This window comes from Nakamurella flava (genome assembly GCF_005298075.1).
Taxonomy (GTDB): Bacteria; Actinomycetota; Actinomycetes; order Mycobacteriales; family Nakamurellaceae; genus Nakamurella; species Nakamurella flava.
Genome location: NZ_SZZH01000006.1, coordinates 364224 through 385262, shown reverse-complemented (window position 1 = coordinate 385262; position 21039 = coordinate 364224). Strand labels below are relative to the sequence as shown.

20 protein-coding genes are annotated in these 21039 nt (G+C 71.8%); 6 read left to right on the top strand and 14 right to left on the bottom strand.

Translation table 11 applies throughout. From position 1 onward, the window contains the following. Positions 1-36: 36 nt before the first annotated feature. The 3 genes from FDO65_RS19725 to FDO65_RS19715 form a co-directional block, all read right to left on the bottom strand. On the bottom strand, positions 37-1539 hold the full coding sequence (locus FDO65_RS19725; protein WP_205850181.1) for an NCS1 family nucleobase:cation symporter-1: 1503 nt from the start codon (positions 1537-1539) through the stop codon (positions 37-39). A gap of 233 nt (positions 1540-1772) precedes the next feature. Next, complete coding sequence (locus tag FDO65_RS19720) at positions 1773-2768, bottom strand: hypothetical protein (protein WP_137451429.1); 996 nt, start codon at positions 2766-2768, stop codon at positions 1773-1775. Between the two features lie 83 nt (positions 2769-2851). After that, entirely contained in the window at positions 2852-4087 is a 1236-nt protein-coding gene (locus tag FDO65_RS19715) for a tyrosine-type recombinase/integrase (protein ID WP_137451428.1), read from the bottom strand. A 493-nt stretch (positions 4088-4580) separates the two neighbouring features. On the opposite strand from FDO65_RS19715, the gene FDO65_RS19710 reads away from it, so the two are divergent. Further along, positions 4581-5276, top strand: a complete 696-nt coding sequence (locus FDO65_RS19710; RefSeq protein WP_166442305.1) for a GAF and ANTAR domain-containing protein — start codon at positions 4581-4583, stop codon at positions 5274-5276. 276 nt (positions 5277-5552) lie between these two features. Here the strand turns inward: FDO65_RS19710 and FDO65_RS19705 are convergent, their stop codons facing one another. Then, positions 5553-6491: a sigma-70 family RNA polymerase sigma factor gene (locus tag FDO65_RS19705; protein WP_166442304.1), complete on the bottom strand. Its 939-nt coding sequence runs from the start codon at positions 6489-6491 to the stop codon at positions 5553-5555. 132 nt (positions 6492-6623) lie between these two features. Continuing rightward, positions 6624-7277 (bottom strand): hypothetical protein, encoded by a 654-nt coding sequence (locus tag FDO65_RS19700; RefSeq protein WP_137451425.1) that lies wholly within the window; start codon positions 7275-7277, stop codon positions 6624-6626. 195 nt (positions 7278-7472) lie between these two features. On the opposite strand from FDO65_RS19700, the gene FDO65_RS19695 reads away from it, so the two are divergent. After that, positions 7473-7817, top strand: coding sequence for a VOC family protein (locus FDO65_RS19695; protein ID WP_137451424.1), 345 nt, complete (start codon positions 7473-7475; stop codon positions 7815-7817). A gap of 164 nt (positions 7818-7981) precedes the next feature. Then, positions 7982-8212: a hypothetical protein gene (locus tag FDO65_RS19690; RefSeq protein WP_137451423.1), complete on the top strand. Its 231-nt coding sequence runs from the start codon at positions 7982-7984 to the stop codon at positions 8210-8212. Positions 8213-8464: 252 nt separating this feature from the next. Here FDO65_RS19690 and FDO65_RS19685 read toward each other — a convergent pair whose 3' ends face one another. Together FDO65_RS19685 and FDO65_RS19680 are read right to left on the bottom strand one after the other, a co-directional pair. After that, positions 8465-9535, bottom strand: a complete 1071-nt coding sequence (locus FDO65_RS19685; RefSeq protein WP_137451422.1) for a hypothetical protein — start codon at positions 9533-9535, stop codon at positions 8465-8467. After that, positions 9532-10005, bottom strand: a complete 474-nt coding sequence (locus FDO65_RS19680; protein ID WP_137451421.1) for a peptidase inhibitor family I36 protein — start codon at positions 10003-10005, stop codon at positions 9532-9534. Before FDO65_RS19680 ends, FDO65_RS19685 begins: the two co-directional genes overlap by 4 nt. Positions 10006-10172: 167 nt before the next feature. Here FDO65_RS19680 and FDO65_RS19675 point away from each other — a divergent pair, with 167 nt between their 5' ends. Next, the gene (locus FDO65_RS19675; protein ID WP_137451420.1) at positions 10173-10517 is read left to right on the top strand and encodes a PadR family transcriptional regulator; all 345 of its coding nucleotides are present in this window, start codon (positions 10173-10175) and stop codon (positions 10515-10517) included. After that, entirely contained in the window at positions 10498-11316 is an 819-nt protein-coding gene (locus tag FDO65_RS19670) for a hypothetical protein (protein WP_137451419.1), read from the top strand. Before FDO65_RS19675 ends, FDO65_RS19670 begins: the two co-directional genes overlap by 20 nt. Before the next feature lie 5 nt (positions 11317-11321). Here FDO65_RS19670 and FDO65_RS19665 read toward each other — a convergent pair whose 3' ends face one another. The 4 genes from FDO65_RS19665 to FDO65_RS19650 form a co-directional block, all read right to left on the bottom strand. Beyond that, positions 11322-12179 carry an NAD-dependent epimerase/dehydratase family protein gene (locus tag FDO65_RS19665; RefSeq protein ID WP_137451418.1) on the bottom strand — a complete coding sequence of 286 codons (858 nt, stop codon included), beginning with the start codon at positions 12177-12179 and terminating at the stop codon, positions 11322-11324. 69 nt (positions 12180-12248) lie between these two features. Continuing rightward, complete coding sequence (locus FDO65_RS19660; protein WP_137451417.1) at positions 12249-12992, bottom strand: aspartate/glutamate racemase family protein; 744 nt, start codon at positions 12990-12992, stop codon at positions 12249-12251. Between the two features lie 28 nt (positions 12993-13020). Then, positions 13021-13638, bottom strand: a complete 618-nt coding sequence (locus FDO65_RS19655; RefSeq protein ID WP_137451416.1) for a tautomerase family protein — start codon at positions 13636-13638, stop codon at positions 13021-13023. 123 nt (positions 13639-13761) lie between these two features. Further along, positions 13762-14394, bottom strand: a complete 633-nt coding sequence (locus FDO65_RS19650) for a trimeric intracellular cation channel family protein (RefSeq protein ID WP_137451415.1) — start codon at positions 14392-14394, stop codon at positions 13762-13764. Between the two features lie 218 nt (positions 14395-14612). Between FDO65_RS19650 and FDO65_RS19645 the strand changes: the two genes are divergently transcribed. Then, a complete protein-coding gene (locus tag FDO65_RS19645) occupies positions 14613-17579 on the top strand; it encodes an AfsR/SARP family transcriptional regulator (protein ID WP_137451414.1) in 2967 nt (988 codons plus the stop codon). 2 nt (positions 17580-17581) lie between these two features. Here FDO65_RS19645 and FDO65_RS19640 read toward each other — a convergent pair whose 3' ends face one another. The 3 genes from FDO65_RS19640 to FDO65_RS19630 all read right to left on the bottom strand — a co-directional run bounded on the left by FDO65_RS19640 (position 17582) and on the right by FDO65_RS19630 (position 21038). After that, positions 17582-18391, bottom strand: coding sequence for an HpcH/HpaI aldolase/citrate lyase family protein (locus FDO65_RS19640; RefSeq protein WP_137451413.1), 810 nt, complete (start codon positions 18389-18391; stop codon positions 17582-17584). Continuing rightward, positions 18391-19626 carry a CaiB/BaiF CoA transferase family protein gene (locus FDO65_RS19635; RefSeq protein ID WP_137451412.1) on the bottom strand — a complete coding sequence of 412 codons (1236 nt, stop codon included), beginning with the start codon at positions 19624-19626 and terminating at the stop codon, positions 18391-18393. Before FDO65_RS19635 ends, FDO65_RS19640 begins: the two co-directional genes overlap by 1 nt. Before the next feature lie 275 nt (positions 19627-19901). Further along, positions 19902-21038 (bottom strand): ABC transporter substrate-binding protein, encoded by a 1137-nt coding sequence (locus tag FDO65_RS19630; protein ID WP_166442303.1) that lies wholly within the window; start codon positions 21036-21038, stop codon positions 19902-19904. Between the last annotated feature and the right edge of the window lies 1 nt (position 21039).

Genomic DNA, 21039 nt, shown 5'->3' with positions numbered 1-21039 from the left:
TGCGGGGAACGCGAGGGGAACGCGAGGAAATAGTCGTCAGTGAACGCTGGGAACGGCGATCGACTCGCCCGAGACCTCGCTGACCGGTCGACGGCGATCGGCCAGCAGGAGGGCGAAGCCGAGCCCGAGGCCTGCGCCGATGAACCAGGAGAACCCGGCCAGGGCGTGGAAGGCCGGCACGATGGCGATCACGATGGCGATGGCGGCCGCGGGGATCAGGGCGGCGATGGCCCTGGGGTTGAAGCCGCGGGTGAAGTGGTACTCGCCGTCCGGCGACTCGGTGTACAGGTCGGGCACGTTGACCCGGGCCTTTCGGACCAGCCAGTAGTCGGCCATGATCACGCCGAACAGCGGGCCCAGGATCGCGCCCAGACCGCCGAGGAAGTACACGATGACGGTCGGGTTGTTGTAGACGTTCCACGGCAGGATGACCAGGCCGATCACGGCGCTGACCAGGGCGGCGCGGCGGAAGTTCAGCTTGGTCGGGAACAGGTTGGTCAGGGCGTAGATCGGGGCCACGAAGTTCGCCATCAGGTTGACGGCGATGGTGACCAGCAGCAGCGCGAGGCAGGCCAGCACCAGCAGGACCGTGTTCGGGATCGTCTGCACGATGTCGGCCGGGCTGCCGATGATCTGGCCGTTGATCTTGAACTGGCCGCCGGCCAGCACGACGACGATGGCCCCGAAGAACAGCATGTTCAGCGGGATGCCCCAGAAGTTGCCCCGGGTGATCGCCGACCGGCCGACCGCGTTGCGGGTGAAGTCGCAGAAGTTCAGGACGAACGTGCCGTAGATCGCGACCCACAGGGCTCCGCCGACGAAGATCTCCCGCCACATCTCGCCGCCGGTCAGGGCGTTGTCGGTGGAGAAGGCGATGGATCCGCCGGCCGAGAAGAAGATCCACACGGCGATGGCCAACATGCTGCCCAGGATGACCGGTCCGGCGAACGCCTCGTACTTGCGGATCATCTCCATGCCGAAGCTGACGATCACGACCTGCACGATCCACAGGGCGACGAAGGCGATCCAGCCCAGGGACGACAGACCCAGGATGCTGTTCTGGTCCATCGCGTCCAGGCCCGGGAAAAGGGCCACGAGCAGCACTCTGAGCACGACCGAGGCGAGGTAGGTCTGCACGCCGAACCAGACGATGGCCACGCCGCCGCGGACGACCGCGGCGATCTGCGCGCCGTGGATGCCGAACGCGATCCGGCTCATCACCGGGAACGGCACCCCGGTCTTCTCGCCCATGAAACCGGACAGGCTGAGCAGGCCGAAGAGCAGGACGGCGCCGACGAGAAAGGCGAGCAGGATCTGCCACGCGCCGAGACCGAGGGCGAACAGGCCGATGGCGAACGCGTAGTTGCCGAGGCTGTGGACGTCGTTGGCCCACAGCGTGAAGATGTTGTACGAGTTCCACCGGCGGCCGGCCCGCTGGGTGGGGGCCAGATCCGCGTTGTACAACCGCGGGCTGATCCGGTCCTGGGACGCCGGCACCACATCGACCACAGCCATCCTGCTCCTTCGGAAGAGGGCCATCCGGGACGGGCTGGACATCGCCGGGTCAGGCGAACGGCGGGTGTCCGGCCGGCGCAGCAGCTGCGTCGGCGCCGGTTCCGGTGCTCGGTCCGCGAGTGTCGGCCGGGCGGCGAACGCCCGGGCCGGGCTGGTTCTCCATCGAACCGGCCGAACCGATGCACCGACGCTAATCCGCATGACGGAATAGATCTACCGATCAGCGGATATACTTGCCGTTCGCCTCGCGTCGCAGGTCAGAGCAGCTGCCCGAGCAACTCCTCGACCCGGCGGTTCAGCTCGGCGGCCCGGCGTTCGACCTCGTCCAGCTCGTCGGCCACCCCGGACAACCGGTGCAGGTCGGCCCGGCGGCGGTTCCACGCCTCGTCCCGCTCGGCCCGGCCGTAGGTCGGGGCAGCCGGCTCGGGCGCCGTCGGGGGGACCGACTGCTCTTCCACCGTGACGACCGGGACGTCCCGGTGCTCGCTGACGTCACCGGCGAGCAGGGTGCGGGTCTGCCGGGAGACGGCGTGGGGGCTCAGGGGGGTCTGCGGGAAGGCGACGTGCCCCCACTGGTCGATCGGCGGGAACAGCGGGACCGGGCCGACCGCGAAGGACACCGGCCGCCGGCAGTGGTGGTCGTCGGTGTCGGTGACCGGCGCGACGGCGCGGAGATGGGCGGCCAGGGCGCGGGTGGCGATCTGCCGGGTCAGGACGGCGTGCGTCTCCGCCCACCGGGTCAGCGCGCACGCCGGGCAGAGCAGGGCGTTCTCGACCGGCACGATCACGCGTCGACGTCGGCCGATGGCCACCGCGACCGTGCCCGTTCCGGGTTCGTGATGCAGGTCGGCAGCGGTCGATCCGGCGATCGTCCGGTACGGCAGACCGGCGACCGCGGCCAGCACGAGCAGGGCCCGGTCCCGCCGGCCGAACAGGCCGCGGGTGAACCCGTGTGATGGCAGGGTCCGCAGCGCAGCGTCGACGCCGGCCCGATCCGGCGCGACCCAGGGCGGCTCACCGGGCGGGCGGCCCACCGCCGCGCGGACGTCGTCGTCGTCGCCCGGTGGGGCCTGCCCGGCGGCGACGTGGTGGTGGTCGATCGCCACCACCCGGCGACGCTGGGTCGGCACCGCCGCCGGGCACGCCTGCAGGAACGTCAGCACGGTGGCCGGGTCGGCCGGCAACGCGGACCGACCGGCGGCGGCGCACCAGTCGGCGAACAGCGCCCAGCTCTGGGCGTAGCGCGGCGGCACGGTACCGACGGGCCGCGGCGTCCGCGCCCGCTGCGGCGGCGGTTCCGGCAACGGACGCAGTCGCGCCCGTGGTGGGCCGGCGTTCACAGGTCGAGCAGGGCGACGGCGTCGGCCGGCGGCGGGGCGACGCGGTGGGCGTAGGCCTGTACGGCGGCGAGATCGCGGTGACCGGTCTGCGCCATGACGGCCCGCGGATCGGCCCCGCGCCGGAGCGCTTCGGTGATGAACCCGGAACGCAGGGAGTGTGCGCCCAGGCTGGCGCCCGGTGGTTCGGTCACCCCGGCGCCCTGGGCTCGGCGGCGCACCATCTTGCGGACGGCCTCGCCGGTCATCGCGGTACCGGCGATCGCACCGGACCGGTGGACGCCGGGAAACAGGGACCGCTGCGCCCGGGGCGCGTCGCGGCCGACCGGCTCCAGGACGGCGTCCCGGCAGACGTGCCCCGGCCGTTCCCCGCCAGGGCGCCGATGCAACTCGACCAGGACGGCCCGGCGGCCACCGGCGGGGTCGGCGCCGTCCCAGGCGTCGAGGATCTGGCGCCACGCCGTCCACGCACAGGGCGCGCAGGTTACCGGGTCCTGTCCGAACGGCAGCATCCGAACGGGACGATCGCGCCGATGACCGGCCCCGCCGCCGCGGATGCGCAGCCCCACCGCGGGCTCGATCGTGACGTCGGCCAGGGTCAGCTCGATGAGCTCCGACCGGCGGAGTGCGCCCGCGAAGCCGAGCAGCAGCAGGGCGGTGTCCCGGCGGGCGGCGACGGCCGTGGGCCAGACCGCGCGCTCGGGCTCGATGGCCGCGAGCATCGCTCGCAGGTCGTCCAGGGCCAGTGGCGCCGAGCGGGGGGCGCCCGCGTCGCGGGCCTGTCGCGCCTCGGCCAGGATGCTGCGGACCGGCGCGGATTGACCGGGTGGAGTCATCCCGTGGGCCAGGTGCACCTTGTTGATGGCCGAGACCCACCGGACCAGCGTGCTGGGGGCACACGCTCGCGAGCCGGCCGGTCGACCGACGGCCGTCAGGTATTCCGCGACCACGGCCGGTGCCGCCGGCAGCGCCGGTCGGCCGTGCTCGACGCACCAGCGCGTGAACCGGGTCCAGTCCGCGCGGTAGGCCGCCAGGGTGGCGGGGGCGGATGCGGGGTCGACCGCCTCCCAGGCCCGGCTGACGTCCAGGGGGGCCGGGCGAGGCTCGGGATCGGTCGTGGCGTTCGCGAGCGACGAGGCCGTGAGGTCGAGCCGCTCGGTGTCGATCACGGTGTCGACCAGATCGAGGAGCCGACGAGAGGTCAGGACCTCGGTCCGCTCGTCGAGTGCGGTCACCGCTGCCCCCCCCCGATCCGACTACCCCGCTGTCGCGGCCCGCAGCGACAGTACGTCGCCCGTCCGGGGACAGGGCCGTCGTCCGGGCGGTCGGCGGCGGCGCGGCGGCGATCGAGGTTCTCCCCCCACCGACTTTTGCCCGATTCTTCCGCATCGGTGGTCTCCCATCCGATTCGTCCGACCGGCGACTCCGCCCACCCCACCTTCGGCCGCCGCGACCCGAATCCGGCTCGATATCGCCGCCATCCGGGTTGGTCACGTTCACTGCTTGTGCCCATGAGTCCGCTCGGAAGTCTTATGCGAATCACGATCGGCCGGTCGCGGCGATCCGGTGGGCCGGCGATGCCGTCCGCCAGCCCCGGCTGCCGGTATGCCCGGGTACCGATGATGGGTAGGGTTCGCGATGACCCGGGTTGAACCCAGCGGCCTTGGGCGTGACGGTGCCAGGAGTTCCTGCCGTCGACTCCGCTGGGAGGTCGCCATGATCGATCAGATGATGTCCGCAGCCCTGGCGGAGGACTTCAGGGCGCTCAGTCTCCGCCTGTTCCGGACGCAGGACATCGACACCGCCCTGAACGACGTCGTGCACCTGGCCCGGCAGAGTGTGCCGTTCTGCGCCTGGGCCGGCATCACCCAGGTCGCCGGCCATGACGACAGCCGCTTCGTCACCATCGCGGCCACCGATCCCCTGGTGTCGGAAGCCGATGACCTGCAGTACGAGCTACGGCAGGGGCCATGCGTGGACGCCGCCCGTCACGACGGCGTCTTCCTGGCCGGAGATCTGCGGACCAGCCACGACTGGCCGATCTTCGGCGCCCGGGTGACTGCCCGGACGCCCATCAGGTCGCTGCTGTCCCTGACCATCCACCCGGCGCCGGTGCGGGCCGCACTCAACCTGTACAGCACCGAGACCCACGTGTTCGCCCCGGAGGCGGTGGACGTCGTCACCCTGTTCGCCGCTCACGCCCAGGTGCTGCTGATGTTGACCCGGCAGACCGACAAGGCCATCAACCTGGACCGGGCTCTGGCCACCAGCCGCGTCATCGGCAATGCCGTCGGAATCCTGATGTACGCGCACCGCATCACCGCCGACGAGGCGTTCGACCGGCTGCGCCTGGCCAGCTCGGCCCTCAATCGCAAGCTCAGGGACATCGCGGACGAAGTCACCGAAACCGGTCAGCTTCCGTGAGGCCCGGCGAGCCACCCGTCACCCCGGCGCACTTGGCGGCCTCGAAGGCCGCCGTCCATCGGGGAGGGACCGCCGGCCATCCGTGGCCTGAGCCACGGATGACCGGGGCCGGCCCCGAGTTCCGCGCTGCTGGAAAGCCGAAGCCCGGGCGGGCCATCCCCGACGGGTGTGTACCGCCCGGATGACAAGTGACCCAGCTGGACCCCGGCTCAATCCCCCGCCTGCCCCCCGCGTCGAAGAAATACCGGCACGGTTGCGGAGCAGCCCAGTCCAGCGCTATTGGGTGGCGACTTCCCGCAGCTTGATCGTGATGGCACGCAGCCAGCGGGAGATCTGCATCTGGCTGACGCCGAGCTCCTGCCCGATCTGCGACTGCGACCACTGCATCTCGAAGCGCAACTGCACAACCCGCCGTTCGCGCTCGGTCAACGACTGCAGCAGACGCGCGACCATCATGCGGTTCTCGATGTCACCGATGCGGTCGTCGACCTCGCCGAGGGTCTGGGTGATCGCCCACCCGGCGCCCTGGGGCTCGTCCAACGACGGCGGCCGGCACACCCCGGAGGCCGCGCGGGCCTCCCGGACGTCGGCCACGTCCGCACCCGTGGCCACGGCCAGGTCGTGGTCCGTGGGATCCGAACCGTGCCGCTGCCAGTGGTCGTGCTGGGCCTGGCGGACCTGCGCCCGCAGTTCCTGCACGCGCCGCGTCGGCCGGACCACGAACGAATGATCGCGGAAGTAGCGCTTGATCTCGCCCACCATCGTGGGCACGGCGAACTGCAGGAAGTCCTCGGACAGACCGGGCTGCCAGCGACGGGCCGCCTTGACCAGACCGATGCTGGCCAGCTGCTCCAGATCGGCGCGGTCGACCCCGCGCCCGGCGTACCGGGCCGCGATGGACCGGGCGGCCGGCAGATAGGCCTCGACCACCTCGCCCCGCAGCCGCCGGGCCCGGGCCTCGTTGCCGCAGGTGAGCGCCTGGTCGAGCAGGTCGCGGCACCGGGCGGCCCGCTCCCGCGAGGGTGCGGACGACAGCGGCTGACCCGGCCGGGCCGGGGCTGCTGACGGGTCCGCCGGAGCCGGCGAAGGCGACGAGGGTGCGACGGCCGGGATCGTCGGGGCGGCATCGAGAGCCGGGACGATGTGATCGTCAGGAAGCTGGACGGTGGACGGACGGTCGAGAACGCCAACGGAAAAAAGATCTTCGGGCGGCACAGCAACTCCCCAGAATGGGTCGAGTCGCCAGCGCCTCTTCTGGACCAGCTGAAGTTATTTGACCATTCAACAAGGGCAAGCGCAACGCGGCAGCCGAAAAACGCAATGTCCGGGGGCGGCAGCCCCGGCCGATCAGCCCCCGGCCGCACCGGCCAGGAGCTGACAACCCGGCACCTGGTCGACCACCGCTCGTAGGATGTCCCGCCGCAGGTTGAGAGTAGGGGCGAGGGTCTGCTGCATCTCCTGCACGAACGCCTGGTAGTCGGTCATGAACTGCTGACCGGCGGCCATGTCCCCGGGCTTGAGCGCCTGGGCCCGCTGGCCCAATTCGGTCAGCCGGCCGCCCACCGTGGCGAACGCGTCCTGGGCCGCGGGCGCGAACTCGTCGGCGCCGGAGAAGGTCGGGGCCGGCTGGCTTTGCAGCTCCTGGGCGGTCCGGGTCAGAGTCTCGCCGGTACCGACGAGGGTGTCGCCCGCGGCGTTCAGGGACTGCCCGGCGGCCGGTGGCTTCATCTGCTGGATCGCGGTCAGGCCCGTGCACACGGTGCCGAACCAGGCCACGCTCTGGGCATCCAACTGGTCCGCGTTCGCGGCGGAGGACGGCGCTGAGGTGCTCGACGAGCCAGCACCGGTCGCCGGGGTGCTCGACGAGCCGGCACCGGTCGCCGGACTGGCGGAACTCACTGTCGCCGAACTGCCCGCCGTACCGCTCGTCGAGTTGCACCCGCCGAGGAGCAGCCCGGCCGCCGCCACGAGGCCGAGAGTGTGCGTCGTCCGAGTCTTCACCTGGCACCTCATCCTGTCGATCGTCATCCTGCCGATCGTCGTTCACCGCCAACCTGGGCATCGATCCCCTGTGCTTATCGCATCGACGGTTCCACCGGCCAGTGGGAACCCGCCGGTCGACCGGCGATGACTTCGGTCGAGGAGCTCGGTCCACCCTGAAGGACGACGCGAAGCAACGAAGAGAGGACCGCGCCCATGCAGATCGACCGCATCCTGGCCCAGATGACCGTCACCGATCTTGCGGTGGCACAGGCCTGGTACCAGCGGCTGTTCGGTTCCGCTCCGGACGCCCGGCCCATGGATGGTCTGCTCGAATGGCATCTCGCCCCGACGTTCGGGGTCCAGGTGTTCGCGGAGGCCGACCGGGCGGGGCATTCGTCGCTCGTCCTGGACGTCACCGATGTGGACGACGCGGCCGACCGGCTGACGGCCGCCGGCATCGAGCACGATCGGCCCCTGGACGCGACGACGGTGCGCATCCTGCCGCTGACCGACCCGGACGGGAACCGCATCGTCTTGACCAGCCCGCTGTCGGGCTGATCGTCCGTCGGTCAGGCTCCCGACCCGAGAACCTGAACGGGGTACGGGTGGCCACTGGCGATACGAGCCGTGGTGGGTCGACGGCGCGGCGTTGCGAGACCGCGGCGGCGGGGAAGTACAGCGGTCGGCACGGTCAACCGCGACACCCGCCAGGAGGAACCACCATGAGCACGCCGCAGAACCACCCGATCGACGACGCCACGAGCGACGCCGCGACCCAGTCCACGATCCCCGGCTACAGCAGCCATCCCGGCGCGGCCGAGGACGACGCCACCACGCAGTCGAGCATCCCCGGCTACAGCAGCCACCCGCAGGCCGACAGCGACGATGAGGCCACCCAGTCCACGATCCCGGGGTACAGCAGCCATCCCGGTGCGGCGGACAACACCGTCTGAAGCCGGGGACGACGACCAGGGTGGGGCGCCGGAGACCCGGCACCCCACCCTGGGCGGACGCCGATCAGCGCAGGCCGACCAGAGCGAACCACCGGCGTCGACGACGCCGACCGTCCGTGGCCGTGTCCGCGGGGGAGCCGGAGCCGGCCTCGTCGATGCGACGGGGATTGCGGATCACCGCCGGGTGCCTTCGGGTCGGACGCGGCGGTCGATCGACGGTGGTGACGTCGATCGACCACGACTTCCGCCCCATCACGCCCCCGCCGCGGCGATTGCCCGGTCGCGGACCTGCGGAGCGAGCGGGGCGAGACGCCCGGCCCATGCGGTGATCTGGGCCCCGCTGGCCGCCAGCCCGTCCGGGTCGTCGGCCGCCACCGCGGCGACCCACGCGTCGTCCAGACCGGTGGAGTCGGCGCACGCGGCATCCTGCATCGCCAGCGCCCGCTCGTCGGCGGCCAGCTGCCGGTACCGGTCGACCCGGTCCGACGGGGAGGTCACCTCGATGGCCGCGACCCGCTGGAACAGCGCCATGCGGATGTCGCCCGGAGCCGCGTAACCGGGCTGGCCCGCCGCGCTCATACAGGCCGACCAGGGGGCGAGAGCGGCTTTCCAGGTGCGGTTCTCGGCCACCGCACCGATGGCTCGCCCGAAGGCCTGGCTGGCCGCCCAACTCTGCTGGGCATACTCGCCGAGGTCGCCGAAGAAGCTGCGCCGGACGTCTGCGTAACAGCCGTCCGCGCCGATGCGGGCGCTGTACCCGTCGGCGAAGGTGACCTCCACCTGGTTCTGCGGATCGCCGAACATGGCGAGAGTCAGTCCAGCCTTGTAGGTCTCGTCGACCTCGAGCCACGCCTGCCCGCTGACCGCGGTCTGCGCGGTCAGCACCCGGCCGGCGATGCCGTACCCGCTGCGGGCCGCTGATTCCGGGGTGGGCGAGGGGTAGGCCGCGAAGGTCTCCCGGTCGGGTTCGGCTTGCGGGTCGCTCGGGCGGACGGGGTACCCGGCCTGGCGAACGCACTCCCCGACCAGAACGGACTCCGCGACGCCGGTGACCTCGAGATCGGACCGGAGGGCGACCAGGGCCGCGGCGACGGTTCCCGCTTCCGGCCCGGCCGTCGAGGCCTGCGGCATGACCTGCCCAGGGGTGGGCGGGACCTGCGCGGTCGGCGGCGAGTCGGCTGCGGCAGCGGGCCGGTCGGCGGCGGCGCAGCCGGCGAGCGGAGCCGCCCCGAGGGCGACCGCGATCGTCAGGGCAGGCAGCCATCGTCGGCGGACCGGCCGGGAAACCCAGCCGGCCCGCCCTTCGCCGATGCCGATGGTCAACAGGAGTTCCGGCCGTCCCACTTGTGGGACGACCCGCGGTCACTGGCGCCGTTGTTGTAGAAGACGTCCCAGTTCACGTTGACGCAGAGCGTCTGGCTGCCGGCGTACTGGGTGTAGTCGTAGACGACGACCGGGACCGTCCAGCGGCTGCGCCAGGAACTGTCCTCGTTGTAGAGATTGGCGTAACTGACCGCGGACCAGTTCGAGCTGGCCGCCGTGAACTTGAAGGTGGCGCCGTTGAAGTAGGTGTCCTTCGAGACGCAGAACTCCATGGAGTTGCAGGCGACGGCCGCGGCGGTGACAGCGCCGGCCGGGACGGCCGCCGGAGCGGACGAGGCGCCGGTCGGAGCCCCCGGGGTGGTCACCGGTGGGCTGTCGTCGGCACTGGCCGAACCGGTCGCCGCGAGGAGTGCGCCGGCCACGATGGCAAGGACCGCGAAAAGAACATGGGCATGGCGGAACAGCGGCATGACGTCACTCCGGAGGTGAGTGGACCGAATTGCCCCGCATCACCCGTTCTGCGACGACCAGGGAGGGCCGTTCGACCATAGCCAGGCCAGGCATGTCCTGTCTAGGTGTGGAGTCCCATCCGCTGTCTATGCATGCCGTTCCCGTTCTGCTGAGTACCCTCCGAGAAATGAGGAGCGATGCTGTCCGGGGTCATCTCGACCTGCTGATTCTTGCCGTGCTGTCCGAGCAGCGGATGCACGGCTATGCCCTCATCGATGAACTGCGCACCCGCAGCCAGGGCGAGTTCGACCTCCCCGAGGGCACCGTCTATCCGGCCCTGCATCGGCTGGAGGCGGCCGGATACCTCACCAGCGACTGGGATGTCGTCTCCGGGCGACGGCGCCGCTACTACCGGCTCACCCCGCGCGGCCTGACCGCGCTCGGCGAGGAACGCAGCCATTGGGAACGGTTGTCGTCCGCGGTAGTCGCGACCATCACCGGCACCGGCGCCCGTGTCCGCCCCGAGCATTGACGGATACCTGAGCCAGCTGCGTGAGCAGCTGGCCTGGCGCGGCGAGGTCGACGACATCGTCGACGAGTACGGCGATCACCTGTGGTCGGCGTTCGAGGCGGCCCAGGCCCGCGGTCTGTCGGATGCCGACGCGGCGCAGGAGGCCCTCGACCGGGTCGGCCCACTGGACACCGTGACCCACGCGCTGCAGGACGGCGGCGCCGATCGGTACTCCCTGCCCAGCCGCGGGACGCGACTCGCCGGCATCGTGGCCATGATCGCCGGAGTCGGATGGAGCCTGGTCGGTCTCGGCTGGTTCGGCGCGTATTTCCGGCCGGGCACCTGGTGGGGGCATTTCCAGGCCGTCCTGTTCCCGGCTCTTCCGGGCCTGATGATCCTCACCGTCGTCGGTCTGGCCGGTGTGCTGTTTCGGGTGTCCCGACCGCTGTCGGCGCGAGCCGGCGTGGCGCTCGGTATCGGTGGCGCCGGCGCGCTCGTCGGCGTTGCCGAGGTGGGGGCGACCCCGTTCTGGTGCGGTCTGCTGGCGGTCTCCACGGCGCTGACCGCATCGGCGCTGCGGGGCCGCAGCACCTTGCGCTGCCCCGTCGGGTCCCGCACCCTGCTGGCCCTGTGGTGGGCCCCCACGATCCCGGCCCACTTCCTCCTGCAGCTCTGGTCCGATCTCAACGTCGTCGTCATCGAAGCGGGTTGGTCGATCGGCTTCGTCAGTCTCGGCCTGGGCCTGACGATGTTCGGGCGGGTGCTGTGGGGCGAGCGGGTGGCGGACCGCCCCGCGCCGACGCCTCTCGCGGCGGCCTGACCCGTTCAGACCTCCGCGCGCCAGCTGTGCGCCGGCGCGAAACCCAGCAGACGACGGGCCTTGTCGATGCCCAGGAGGGTCTCGTGGCCGTCGAGGGGACGGGTCAGGGGGACATCGGGGAACGCGTCGGCGGCCAACTCGGCACTCGGGCGGCCCATCACGGTGTCCGCGGCGGCGATGATGCAGACCTCGACGCCCGGACCGGGGCGCGTCAACGACAGACGGACGGCCTGAGCCCCGTCCCGAGCGTCGATGTACCCCCACAGGTTCCAGATGCGCCGGCTCGGGTCGTCGTCGAACGACGGGAACTCGGCGTAGTCCGCGGGCTCCATGACGTTGGAGAACCGCAGTCCGGTCATCGTCAGCTCCGGATCCCAGCGGCAGAACTGGGCGGCCATCTCCTCCTCGAGCGTCTTGGCCAGCGAGTACGCGGAGTTCGGGCGCGGGTGGTAGTCCTCGTCGACCGGGATGTACGGCGGCGGGGCGTCCGGGCCGAAGGGCAGACCGAGCACGGTCTCGCTGGAAGCCCACACCACGGTGCGGATGCGGGCGGCGCGGGCCGCGGCGAAGACGTGATGGGTGGACAGGATGTTGTTCTCGAAGGCCGCCGTGTTGGGGACCAGGCCCGGGGCCGGGATCGCCGCGAGATGCACGACCGCGTCGAGATTGTCGAAGCGGTCGTCCACGCCGAGGAACGCCCCCAGCACCTGGCCGTAGTCGGCGACGTCGACCTTGACGAAGGTGCCGACCGGATCGGCCGACGGCGCCCGGTCCAGGTTGATCACCTCGTGACCGTGCTCGACCAGGTCCCGCACGACCGCCCGGCCCAGCTTGCCGCTGCCGCCCGTCACCGCTACCCGCATCGCCGACCTCGCCCTCGTCCGGAACCCCCTGCAGTGTTCCCCGGCGACCAGCGCCGCGAACCGCCCGCGTCAGGCGGTGGGACGGGGCAGGTCGGGATGCGGGCCACCTCGCCAGGTCGGTAGCGGCCGATCGTCCAGCGCGACGTCCAAGGCGGCCGTGGCCGCGATGTCCGCCGTGTCCAGGACCGGGAGAGCGAGCTCCAGACCCACGACCAGGCGGGGTAGTTCGGTGGAGGCCAGAACGACCGCATCGCACCCCTGCTCGGCGAACCGCCGGACGATCCGCTGCGCCTGCTGCCGGGACTGCTCGGACAGCCCGCCGTTGATCAGCTCTCCCATGACGATCCGGTCGACGGCCTGGACGTCCTCCGGTGCCGGCCGGACCACGTCGATGCCTTGGGCAGCACACCACCGGGGGTACAGGTCGCTGCCGATCGTCATCCCGGTCCCGAGCAGGCCGAGCCGCCGGAACCCCCGAGCACTGGCCTGCTCGGTGACCAGTTGGGCCAGGTGCAGCCCGGGGATCTCCAGGTCGGCTCCCGGTAGGTCGAGCGCCAGATGGGCGGTGTTGTCGGCGCAGACGAAGAACCCGGCGCCGGCCCGGCTCAGCTGGGAGACGCTGCGGGCGATGATCTCCCGGGCCCGGTACGGGTCCCGCTGCGCCGCGGCCAGGGTGTGGCCGAGACCGATGTAGTCGACGGTGATGTCGGGATAGACGTGCCCGCCGAGGCGTCGAGCCCCCTCACAGCAGTAGCTGACGAAGCACTGCGCTGCCCCGTGCACGTTCTGGGCGAGAACACCGGTGTGGGTCATGACCGGGACCGTTGCGTCGGGGCCGCGTTCAGCGGCGGCCGTTGGCGGCCGGCTCGCCGTCCAGCTGCTCGGCCATCTGGCCGAGCAGGGTCTTGACGTCGTGACCGTTGCGCCGGGCGATCATCGCGTAGCGCTCGGTCAGCTGCCGGATCCGCTGCAGCCGCGACTGGTCGTCGGCCTCGGTCTCCAGCGCCGGCGCCTTGCCGCTCGCGCCCCACTCGTCGAACTCGCCGGGGTAGGCCCGCTGGAGTTGCGCGATCCAGGCGTCCTCGGCGGCGTCGTTGGCCGGGGGCATGAAGTAGCCGGCCTCCATGATCCAGCTGTAGGGCACCTCGTCGACGGTGACGACGATCTGGCTGGGCATGGCGTCGGTGACCTCGGTGACCAGGTCGTAGCAGCGCTGGATGATCTGCTGCCGCGAGGCCTCCGAACGCCCGTCGCGGATGTTGCCGGCGACGATGATCGACGGGGCGATCTCCCCCGCGGTGTACAGGAGCCCGAACGGGATGGGCTGGAACACGATGCGCACGAACGGTTCCGGGGCGTTGGTGACATCGTGGTGGATCTTGGTGATACCCCGGGCGAGCCGGTCACGCTGGGTCAGCGTCAGGGGCAGACCGGAGTGGGCGACCTGGTAGACGGGCATGTCGTGCTCCTCGGGCGTGGCGGCGGACCGCCGGTCGGTGTCCGGCCGGGATCGGCGGGAACTGCTTCAGCGTCGGACGGGGCGATCCGCTCCCGCTCCAACGGCGATCCACCGGTGCCGCCCTCACAGCTGCGGGGCGGCCCGCCGCACGGAAGGGCCGTGCCAGCCGCGCCGGATGGCCACCATCCGCACCGCGGTGCCCAGCGCTGCGGCCGGTACCGTCACGGCGGCCGCCGACGCCCCGACCATCGGCGCGAGGACCACGACCAGGGCGGCCAGCAGCGAGGGGAACAGGTAGATCTCGTCGGTCAGGACGACCGGCTTCCGATTGACCAGCACATCCCGCAGGACACCGCCACCGATCCCGGTCACCACCCCCATGAGCACGCAGGTGATGGGGGGCACCCCCAGGTGCACGGCCTTGAGCGCGCCGGCCACGGTGAACAGACCGAGCCACACGGCGTCCAGGTAGTCGACCGCCCGGTCCAACCGGGCCGGCAGCGCGTGGAAGCGCTGGGCGAACAGACCCGCCGCGAGAGCGGTGACCAGATACCGCCAGTCGGTCAGACAGGCCGGGGGTACCGCGCCGAGCAGCACGTCCCGCACCAGGGCCCCACCCAGGCCGGTGACCAGGCCGAGGAGCACCCCACCCATCAGGTGCAGACCGTTGCGCACGGCGATCCACGCACCCGCGGAGGCCGCCACGGCGATGCCCACGAGATCCAGCACGACCTGCAGGGAGCCGGTTCCGGGCATGGCCGTCAGATCGCGTCGGGTCGGCGCGCGACGGCGACCGTTCGACGGCGATGATCGGGACGCGGCTGCGGGGTCATGGATCGTCTCCTCGGATCGACTGCTGGGATCGACCGGCTGGATCGACCGGGACGAATGCCTACCGCGGCGGCATCCAGTGACGATCCAGTCCGACTGCACCGGGGGGCTGACGTCGACCACCGGTGGGGTTACCGTCGGGCGTGCGCGTCCGCGACCTCGGTCCCCTGCTCGTCGAGCAGCCCGGCAGGGACCAGCCGGTCGTCGGGACCAAGGGGTCGGCGATGCTGGCCCTGCTCACCATCCACGTCAACCAACAGGTCTCGGTCGACGCGCTGACCGAAGCCGCCTGGGGCGACCACGTCTCGACCGGGGCGGCCTCCACCCTGTTGTCGCACATCTGGCGGCTCCGGCAACTGCTCGAGCCGGACCGCCGCAGCGGCGACGCCCCGGCGGTGCTGCTGAACGACGACGGCGGCTACCGGCTGATCGGCACCGCGGACACCGTCGACTCGCTGTTCCTGGCCCACGCGTCGTCCCGGGTCCGCGACGACCTGGCCGCCGGCCGCCTCGACGCCGCCCGCACGGGGGCCGACGAGGCGTTGGACCGCTGGCGGGGACGGCCCTACGGGCGCGCGGCCGACGCCGACTGGGCCCGGCCGGCGGTCGCCCGACTCGACGAGCTCCACCAGCAGCTGCAGGAACGGCGGATCGCCGCCCTGGTCGGGTTGGGTGCGCTGGACACCGCGCTGTCCGACCTCCGACCGCTCATCGCGGCGCTGCCGTTCCACGAAACGCTGCGCGCACTGCAGATGGAGGCCCTGCACCGCAGCGGTCGCACCGAGCAGGCGTTGGAGTCGTTCCAGGACGCCCGGCGGACCCTGGTCGACGAGATCGGCATCGAGCCGGGCCACGACCTGCAGACCCTGCATCGCCGCATCCTGGACGGTGACCCGACCCTGGTCGCGGCAGCTCCGGCCCGGGTCACCGTCACCGCCGCCAAACCGGCCAGGTTGCCAGCAGCGATTCCGGCCCGGGTCACCGTCACCGCCGCCGAACCGGCCCGGTTGCCAGCGGTGTCCCCGCCCCGGCCGTCGGCCGATGTCCACCTGCCGCCGACGATGGCCGCGCTCATCGGCCGTGACGTCGAGGTCGACCGCATCCGTTCGCTCGTCGCGCAGCACCGCCTGGTGACCATCAGCGGTCCCGCCGGGTGTGGCAAGACCCGACTGGCGGTCGAGGTCGGCCGGGTGCTGGCCGAGACCTTCGCCGACGGCGTCTGGTTCGTCGACCTGGTCGGCGTGGGCGACCCGGCCTCGATCGCGGACGTGGTCGCATCGACCATCGGGTTCCTGCCGTCGGCCGACGCCTCCAGCGCCGACAACGTCCGGCGGTACCTGGCCACCCGCCGGGTGCTGCTGCTGCTCGACAACTGTGAGCACCTGCTGACCGCCTCGGCGGCGTTCGCGGAGAGTGTGCTGGACGACGATGCACCGGGCGCCGGCTCCCACATCCTGGCCACCAGCCGCGAACGACTCGGCGTGATCGGAGAGATCGGGTGGACACTGGAGCCGTTGGCCCTCCCGCCGGCCGGCACCGGGGCGGACGACCCGGCCGACTCGCCCGCGGTCCAGCTCATGGTGCAGCGACTGCGCGCCGCCGACCCGACGCTCGAGCTCGACCGGGCCGTGATGGACGCCGTCATCCGGATCTGCGTCGCCCTCGACGGCCTGCCCCTCCCCCTGGAGCTGGCCGCGGCCCGGGCGTCGGCCTTCTCGGTGGCGGAGATCGCCGACCAGGTCAGCACCGACCCCGGTCGGCTCCGGCGGCCGGGCCGGGGGGCCCGCGACCATCGGTCGACCCTGCACTCGACCATCGACTGGAGCTACCAGCTGCTGTCGGAGACCGAGCGAATCGCCCACCGCCGGCTGTCGGTCCTCCCCGGGCCGTTCACCGGATCAGCAGCCGCCGCGGTCCTGGGCGCGGGCACCGACGAGGCGGCCGACACCGTGGTCGAACTCGTGCACCGGTCGATGCTGCAGCGGGTCGGCCCCGTCCGGCCCGGCGGCCGCACGACGTTCCGGCAGCTGGTCACCGTCCGGGGGCATGCCGCCCACGCCCTGCACGACGGCCCGGAATCCAATGAGATCGAGGACCGGCGTGACGGTTTCGTCGTCGACCTCATCGGCCGACGCCCCCTGCTGGGCACCACCGGCGAGCCGGCCTGGTTCGACGCGCTGGACGACGACCACGCGGCCGTCCGGGCCACCCTCACCCGGCAGCTCGTCGACCGACCCACCGCGGCGGGTGGTCGGCTGGCCGCGCCGCTGACGTTCTACTGGTACTACCGCGGCCGACTGGCCGAAGCGACCCGCTGGCTCACCCGGGCCGATGAGCTGCTCGCTGACGGCGACCCCCAGGACCGGGCCGTGACCGGGCTCGCACTGGCGGCCATCCTGACGCTGCAGGGCCGGCCGGAGCGGGCGGGTCCCGCCATGGACGCCGCCCTGGCCGTCCGGCCGGCGCCCGGCGAGCGACGGGTCGACGAGATCCTCGAACTGCTGCTGATCGGTCTCGTCGCGGCGTGCTGGGTGACCGACGACCACGCGCTCCTGATCCGGACGCACGGGCACCTGCGCGAGCTGATCGGCGACAGCGAGTCCGATCATCTCCGTCTGCTCGTGGACGCCGCCGACGTGATGGCGACCGCAGTGGTCGGCGGACCGGCGTCGGCGGTGGCCGCGGCCGTCGACGTGCAGCACCGGGCCGGGGCCGCCGGGGTGCCGATGGCCAGCTGGCTGGCGGCCGGTCCTCCGCTGGCCGTCGCCCTGTTCTCCGGCCGGCCGGACATCGGGATCCCGTGGACCGAGCGATGCATGGCCGACCACTTCCCGTCCGGGACGGGGGCCGGTGGCGCGTTCATCGAGACCCGGGCCAACTTCGCCGCCCAGCAGCACGACCACCCGCTGGCCGCCCGGCTGTACGGGGCGGCCCACGCCATCACCCGGCGGGTCGGGATGCGATGGCCCTGGCGGGAACTCAGCCTTCAGCTGCTCGATGAAGTCCGAGCGGCGTTGCCCGAGCACGACTTCGACCGCCACTGGCGGGCCGGGCGGATGCTCACTCCCATGGGGGTGCTGGCGGGACTGCGCCGCGGCTGGGACGACTGACCTCAGCCGGCCACCGGCTCGGGTCGACCCGCCAGCTCGAGCACGCGACGGGCCCGCTGGGCGACCGGAAGATCGACGAACTCGCCGTCGGGCAGCTGCAGTGCCTGCCCACCGGCCGCGCCGAAGGCGGCCAGTACCGTCCTCGCCCACTCGATCTCGGCCGCGTCGGGAGTGAACACCTCGTGCACGACGGGTAGCTGGCGGGGATGGATGGCCGACTTGCCGCCGAAGCCGAGTGACCGGGCGAACTCGGCCTGCTCCCGCAGTCCGTCGAGGTCGTCGATCCGCGGGTAGACGCTGTCGATCGGCGGCGCAAGGCCGGCGGCCCGGGAGACCAGGACGAGATGCGAACGCGCGTAGAGGGTCTGGAGGTTCCCGCCGCTGGTGTGCAGATCACGTTGCAGGTCGACACCACCCATGGCCAGGTGCCGCACCCCGGGCACGGTGGCGATCTCCTGCGCGGCGAGCACCCCGCGGGCACTTTCGATCGCGCAGATGATCGGCCGGCCGGGGGCCCGGTCGAGCACCCATTCCACGTCCCCGGCGGATTCGACCTTGGGGATGCGGATACCCGTGGCGTGCTCGGCGACGGCGTCGAGGTCGGCGGCGCACCAGTCGCTCCCGGCCGCGTTGACCCGCACCCAGGCCGGTCGGTCGGCCAGTACCCGGGCCACCATGCCCCGCGCGGTCGCCTTGGCCTCGGGTGGGACGGCGTCCTCCAGGTCGAGCATGACCGCGTCGGCGCCGGCGGTGAACACCTTCTCCAGCAGCCGATCCGAGTGCCCGGGAGCGAACAGCCAGCTGCGGTTCATCAGACGACGCCGTCGTCGCGGAGCTGGTCGAGCTTGTCGCCCGACAGGCCGAGCAGCTCGTCGAGCACCGATTCGGTGTCCTGACCGAGCCGTCGGCCGCCGTGCCGGATCGATCCCGGCGTGCGATCCATCCGGAAGATCAGGTTCTGCATCTTCAGCGGGCCGAGGTCCTCGTCGTCGATGGTGGTCACCACCTCACGTTCGATGACGTGTTCGTCGTTCATCAGCTGCTCGATGTCGTAGACCGGGGCGAGCGCGGCGCCGGCCTCCTGGAAGGCGGCGGAGACCTCCTCGTAGTCGCGTTCGGCGATCCACTGCGCCACCGGCGGGTCGATGAGGTCGGCGTGCCGGACCCGTTCGCCGGCCTGGGGGAACCAGGGCTCCTGCGCGATGTCGGGGCGGCCGACCAGCCGCATCACCCGCTCGGCGATCGACGTGGCACTGGCCGAGATCGCCACCCAGCGGCCGTCCCTGGTCAGGTAGGCGTTGCGGGGGGCGTTGTTGCTGGACCGGTTGCCGTGCCGGCCCGAGATGAGCCCGAGCTGGTCGTAGACGCTCGGGCCCGGCCCGAGGATGCCGACCAGCGGTTCCAGCAGGGACAGGTCGATGATCTGGCCGGCCCCGTCACCGGTGGCGCGGTGGTAGAGCGCGAGCATCACGGCATAGGCGCCGGCGAGGCCGGCCACCCCGTCGGCCAACCCGAACGGTGGCAGGGTGGGCGGGCCGTCCGCTTCACCGGTCTGGTGGGCCAGGCCGCTCATCGCCTCGGCGAGCGTGCCGAACGCGCGGCGCGTCGCGTACGGCCCGGTCTGGCCGAAGCCGGTGACCCGCAGCACCACCAGAGCCGGATTGATCTTCTGCAGGTCCTCGGGACCCAGACCCCACTTCTCCAGGACACCGGGGCGGAAGTTCTCGATGACCACGTCGGCCTGCTCGACCAGGCGGCGCAGGATGTCCTGGCCCTCCGGTTTGCCGAAGTTGAGGGTGACGGTCCGCTTGTTGCGGGAGATGACCTTCCACCAGAGGCCGTGGCCGTCCTTGCTGAGGCCGTGGGTGCGGGCCGGATCGCCCTTGGGGTGCTCGACCTTGATGACGTCGGCTCCCCAGTCGCCCAGCAGCATCGCGGTGATCGGGGCGGCGTAGACGGTGCCGAGATCCAGCACCCGGAGTCCGGCGAGCGGGCCACGGGCCGGACCGGCGGCGGAATCGTGGGTGTCGGATCCGGTGTCTGACATCGACTCATTGTCGAACGGACGCCTGGCATCCGGCTCGGTGGATCGGAAGATCGGTGCGGAAGTCACAGTCATGGCGGCCGGTGTCCTCGGGTCGGGGGCGGGCGATCCGTACGGGGTCGAACACAGGACAGGCGGCCGGTCGCCGAAACGGTCGGGAGTGGCTCGCCTGCCTCACTGGTGACGATGACGGTGGCAGGACCCCGTCGGGGTGGGGCCCTGCCACCGAGCTTCACCGCGGCCGGCGGACCGGCGGCGGGAACCAGGTGCAGCGCGAACTACTCGTTGTAGCCGAACAGCCCGTTCCACATGGCCTGGTCCTGCTTGGCGTATTCCTTGGCCTGGTCGGGCAGCACCCGGTGAACCTGCGGCGAGTCGAATGCGGGGAACTGCTGGCCCAGGACGTTCGGCGGCTGCACGTCGGTGCGGACCGGGTACTCGCCCAGTTCGCGGAACACGTTCTGACCCCGCTTCGACAGGTTCCAGTTGAGGAAGACCTTGGCCGCGTTGACGTGCGACGCGGTCGAGGCCACGCCGGTGTAGTAGTCGTAGACCGCGAAACCCTCCTGGGGGATGACGAACTGGACCGGGGCGTTGCGGGCCTGGGCCAGGTTGACCGCGCTGACGACGGTGGTGCCGACCTGCACCTCGCCGCGGGCCAGGCTGTCCAGCTCGGCGCCGAGCGAGTCGAAGATGCGCGGCCGGTTGCCGGCGTACGCGGTGAGGAACTCGTCGCCCAGCACGGCCCGCTGGAAACGGGTCAGGGCCAGGGCGCTACCACCGGCGCCGACCTGGGCGATGCCGATCTTGCCGCGCATCGCCGGGTCCGTCATCACCGACCAGGACGTCGGCGCTTCCTCCGCGTCCAGGATCGCGGTGTTGTAGCCGAAGGTGTAGATCGGGTCGAAGGTGCGGTAGTAGTTGCCGCCGTCGAAGGACACGTCCTCCTGCAGGTTCACCGCGGTCGACGGCTCGTACGGCTGGAAGACGCCCTTCTCGCTCAGCGAGCTGGCAAACCCGGAGTCCGACGTGCGGACCACGTCGGCCTTCAGGCGGCCGGCGCCGTACTCGGCCGAGATCCGTTCGAACAGCCGGTTCGGGGTGAGCCGGACGACGTTGACGGCGAGCTTGGTGTCGGCCTTGAACTGCTTGAGCAGCGCGGCCTCGGTGTTCTCCGTGTAGCCGGTGTAGAGGGTGATGCTGCCCTCGGCGACCGCGGCGTCCCACAGCTGCTGGTCGGCGATCTGCTCGCCGTCGATGACCAGTCCGTCGCTGGTCTGGATCTGACCGGCGGGGGTGACGACCTCCTTGGGGGCCGGCGGCGGGGCGCAGGCGGTGGTGGCGACGGCGGCGAGGCCGGCGGCGACGGCCAGGGCGGCGCTCCGCAGAGCGGCGCGGCGGGTGAAGACGGTCATG

Coding starts and splice junctions, on each gene's coding strand:
- FDO65_RS19725 (WP_205850181.1), bottom strand. CDS start 1,539: ATGGCCCTCTTCCGAAGGAGCAGGATGGCTGTGGTCGATGTGGTGCCG.
- FDO65_RS19710 (WP_166442305.1), top strand. CDS start 4,581: ATGATGTCCGCAGCCCTGGCGGAGGACTTCAGGGCGCTCAGTCTCCGC.
- FDO65_RS19695 (WP_137451424.1), top strand. CDS start 7,473: ATGCAGATCGACCGCATCCTGGCCCAGATGACCGTCACCGATCTTGCG.
- FDO65_RS19690 (WP_137451423.1), top strand. CDS start 7,982: ATGAGCACGCCGCAGAACCACCCGATCGACGACGCCACGAGCGACGCC.
- FDO65_RS19680 (WP_137451421.1), bottom strand. CDS start 10,005: ATGCCGCTGTTCCGCCATGCCCATGTTCTTTTCGCGGTCCTTGCCATC.
- FDO65_RS19675 (WP_137451420.1), top strand. CDS start 10,173: ATGAGGAGCGATGCTGTCCGGGGTCATCTCGACCTGCTGATTCTTGCC.
- FDO65_RS19665 (WP_137451418.1), bottom strand. CDS start 12,179: ATGCGGGTAGCGGTGACGGGCGGCAGCGGCAAGCTGGGCCGGGCGGTC.
- FDO65_RS19660 (WP_137451417.1), bottom strand. CDS start 12,992: ATGACCCACACCGGTGTTCTCGCCCAGAACGTGCACGGGGCAGCGCAG.
- FDO65_RS19655 (WP_137451416.1), bottom strand. CDS start 13,638: ATGCCCGTCTACCAGGTCGCCCACTCCGGTCTGCCCCTGACGCTGACC.
- FDO65_RS19650 (WP_137451415.1), bottom strand. CDS start 14,394: ATGCCCGGAACCGGCTCCCTGCAGGTCGTGCTGGATCTCGTGGGCATC.
- FDO65_RS19640 (WP_137451413.1), bottom strand. CDS start 18,391: ATGAACCGCAGCTGGCTGTTCGCTCCCGGGCACTCGGATCGGCTGCTG.
- FDO65_RS19635 (WP_137451412.1), bottom strand. CDS start 19,626: ATGTCAGACACCGGATCCGACACCCACGATTCCGCCGCCGGTCCGGCC.
- FDO65_RS19630 (WP_166442303.1), bottom strand. CDS start 21,038: ATGACCGTCTTCACCCGCCGCGCCGCTCTGCGGAGCGCCGCCCTGGCC.